This window comes from Amycolatopsis sp. NPDC059027 (assembly GCF_042739735.1).
In the GTDB taxonomy this organism is placed as follows: Bacteria; Actinomycetota; Actinomycetes; order Mycobacteriales; family Pseudonocardiaceae; genus Amycolatopsis.
The window spans coordinates 14,233-18,157 of record NZ_JBHYIK010000121.1; the positions used below are offsets into that span (position 1 = coordinate 14,233).

General features: G+C 68.8%; 1 protein-coding gene and 1 pseudogene. Both read left to right on the forward strand.

The genetic code is table 11. The annotated features are described in order from the left end of the window. Window positions 1-1,229, forward strand: a pseudogene (locus tag ACFWY9_RS43100) (trehalose-6-phosphate synthase); the annotation flags it as partial. 38 nt (window positions 1,230-1,267) lie between these two features. After that, entirely contained in the window at window positions 1,268-3,805 is a 2,538-nt protein-coding gene (gene otsB / locus ACFWY9_RS43105) for a trehalose-phosphatase (protein WP_378328893.1), read from the forward strand. The last annotated feature ends 120 nt before the right edge of the window (window positions 3,806-3,925 follow it).

Below are 3,925 nucleotides of genomic sequence, written 5' to 3' on the forward strand. Positions count from 1 at the left end.
ACGCTCTCTCACCCCCTCGCTCTTTCTATAAGAACTCTATACCACCCCAAAAATAAAAAGAGTTTTTCTCCAACGCCACGCTGTGGCCGCTCTACCACGACGTCGTGGAGCGCCCGGTGTTCGACCGCGCGTGGTGGAACAGCTACGTCAAGGTCAACCAGCGCTTCGCGCGCGCCAGCGCCGAAGTCGCCGCGCAGGGCGCGACGGTGTGGATCCAGGACTACCAGCTGCAGCTCGTGCCCGCGATGCTCCGCGAGCTGCGGCCGGACCTGCGGATCGGGTTCTTCCTGCACATCCCGTTCCCGCCGGTCGAGTTGTTCATGCAGATGCCGTGGCGCGCCCCGATCGTGCGCGGCCTGACCGGCGCGGACCTGGTCGGGTTCCATCGTCCGGGTGGCGCGCAGAACTTTCTGTGGCTGTGCCGTCAGCTGATCGGGCTCGAATCGACGCGCGGCGCGGTCGGCATCCGCACCCGGCCGGGCACCATGCAGGTCGGCGACCGGACCGTCCGGGTCGGCGCGTTCCCGATCTCCATCGACGCGAACGGCCTCGACACGCTGGCCCGCACGAAGGGAGTCGCCGACCGCGCCGCGCAGCTGCGCCGTGACCTCGGCAATCCGAAGACCGTGCTGCTCGGCGTCGACCGGCTCGACTACACGAAGGGCATCGACCTGCGTTTGCAGGCGTTGCACGAGTTGTTGCACGAAGGCCGTCTCCGGCCGGAGGACGTCACCTTCGTGCAGCTCGCGACGCCGAGCCGCGAACGCGTCGAGCACTACCAGCGCATGCGTGGCGAGATCGAGCAGATGGTCGGGCGCATCAACGGCGAGTTCGCGCGTGTGGGCCACCCGGTCGTGCACTATCTGCACCAATCGGTGGATCGCACCGAACTGGCCGCGTTCTTCTCCGCCGCCGATGTCATGGTCGTGACACCCCTGCGTGACGGGATGAACCTGGTGTGCAAGGAGTACGTCGCGTGTAGACACGATCTCGGCGGATCGCTGGTGCTCTCGGAATTCGCGGGCGCGGCGGCCGAGCTCAGCAGTGCGTTCCTGGTCAACCCGCATGATCTGGACGGGGTGAAGGACGCTTTGGTGGCTGCCATTACTCTCGACCCAGCCGAGGGCCGTCGCCGGATGCGCGCCATGCGTCGCCAGGTCCTCACCCATGACGTCGATCGGTGGGCGCGCTCGTTCTTGCAGGCGTTGGGTGCCGAACCGGTCGACTAGACCGATCCCCATACCCCCTGAGCTCTCCAGGAGGAGTGTTGACCGCCGAGGCACTGCCCGCCGAGCTACGGCGTGCGATCGTGCAGATCGCCCGTACTCCGCGCCTGCTGGTCGCCTGCGACTACGACGGCACGCTGGCTCCGATCACGGCCAACCCGGACGAAGCCCGGCCGCTGCCCGAATCGGTAGGCGCATTGAGGTCCCTCGCGGGCCTGCACGAGACCACCACCGCGGTCATTTCCGGCCGCGCCCTGCGTGACCTCGCGACACTGTCGCGCTTGCCCGCCGAGGTGAACCTCGTCGGCAGCCACGGGTCCGAGTTCGACATCGGGTTCATACACGCGCTCGACGCGAAGGCCCGCGAACTGCACCGCAGGCTTGAGGCCGAGCTGGAACAGCTGGTACTGGACGTGCCGGGGGTGTCGCTGGAGGTCAAGCCGGCGAGCATCGCCGTGCACGTCCGCCGAGCCGAGCACGAGGCGGGCCGCCGCGTGCTGGCTTCCGTACACAATGGACCGTCCACATGGGAGGGCGTGTCGACCACGGACGGCAAGGAGGTGGTCGAGCTCGCGGTGGTCCAGACCGACAAGGGGCACGCGCTCGACATCCTGCGCCATCAGGTCGGGGCGACGGCGGCGATCTTCCTCGGGGACGACGTCACGGACGAGAAAGCCTTTGCCCGGTTGTCCGGTCCGGACCTCGGCATCAAGGTCGGCGACGGGGAAACCCTTGCGCAGTACCGGGTTCCGGACACCGTCGACGTCGCGATGGTGCTGGCGTTCCTGCTGGAGGAGCGGCGGAACTGGCTGTACGGCGAATCGGCGCCGCCGATCGAGCGACTGTCCATGTTGGCCAATGAGCGTTCGGTCGCGCTGCTGACGCCGGACGCGAAGCTCACCTGGCTGTGTCACCCCGGCCCGGACGCGCCCGCGGTGTTCGCCGATCTGCTCGGCAGCGAGAGCGCGGGTCACTTCTCCATCAAGCCGCACCGCAACGGTCTTCCGCTCGGCCAGCGTTATCTGCCGAACACGATGACCGTCGAGACGCGCTGGTCACGCCTGCTCGTCACCGACTACCTCGAGCCGGAGAGCGCTCCACATCGGACGGACCTGGTCCGGGTCATCTCCGGTGAGGCGGCGGCCGACGTCGTGTTCGCCCCGCGCCCGGAATTCGGTGGCGTGCCGGTCACCCTGACCAAGGTCGAGGGTGGCCTGCGCGTGCTCGGAACGTCGGAGCCGTTCGCGCTGCGCTCGCCGGGTGTCGAGTGGACGATCACCTCGGACGGTCTGCACGACACCGCGACGGCGCTGGTACAACCGACCGCCGACGCGCCGGTGGTGCTGGAACTGCGCTGCGGCACCAGGGACACCCGCCCGCATGAACTGTCCGAAGTGGAGCGTCGCGATCGCGCGGGCCGGTACTGGAGCGACTGGGCGACCAAACTGCGGCTGCCCAGCGTGCAGACCGACCTCGTGCTGCGTTCGGCGCTGACACTGCGCGGGTTGTGCAACACCGACAGCGGCGGTGTGCTGGCGGCGGCGACGTCCTCGCTGCCCGAGGAGATCGGCGGCGTCCGGAACTGGGACTATCGCTACTGCTGGATCCGCGACGCGGCGATGACCGTGCGCGAGCTGGTGCACCTCGGCTCGATCGAGGAGGCGGAGGGTTACCTGCGCTGGCTGCACGGCGTTCTGTCCACTTTGGCCGGACCGGAACGGTTGCACCCCCTGTACACCTTGGCGGGCAGCGTGATCGGTGCCGAAGCGGTGATCGAATCGCTGCCGGGTTACTCGGGCTCGCGGCCGGTGCGGGTCGGCAACCTGGCGAACCACCAGGTGCAGCTGGACGTCTTCGGGCCGGTGGTCGAGCTGGTCGGCACCCTCGCCGAGGCGCGTGGCGAGCTGCGTGACGAGGACTGGCAGATGGTGCGCGCGATGGCCGAGGCCGTCACGCGGCGCTGGAACGAGGCCGACCACGGCATCTGGGAAGAGCGGCACGTGCCGCGGCACCGGGTGTACTCGCGCGTCATGTGCTGGGTGACGATCGACCGCGCGGTGAAGCTGGGCGAGAAGTACGGCCGCGGGATTCCCGGCGGCTGGCCCGCGCTGCGCGACCAGATCGCCGCCGACGTGCTGGAGCACGGCTGGAACGACGAGGTCCAGGCCTTCACCACCGCCTACGACGGCACGGATCTCGACGCGGCCTCGCTGTTCGTCGGCCTGACCGGCCTGATCGACCCGTCGGACCAGCGTTTCCAGCAGACGGTGACCGCGATCGAGGCGGAGCTGCGCAGTGGGTCCACTGTGTACCGTTACCGCCGCGACGACGGTCTGCCAGGCGGCGAGGGCGGCTTCCACATCTGTGCCGCGTGGCTGATCGAGGCGTACCTGCTCACCGGGCGGCGCACCGAGGCGCAGGAACTGTTCGACCAGATCGTGGCGGCGGCGGGCCCGACCGGCCTGCTCCCCGAGCAGTACGACCCGATCGCGGAACGCTCGCTGGGCAACCACCCGCAGGCGTACTCGCACCTGGGCCTGATCCGCTGCGCGAACCTCCTGGCCGAACACCCCGCCTGATTCTCGCGTTCGGCCTCCTTCACAGCGCTCAGCGCCGTGAAGGAGGCCTTCACTACCTTCCGCCCCCGGTGGCACGTCATGCCGTTAAGGCCACCTTACGGGCGTGTGACGCCCGTAAGG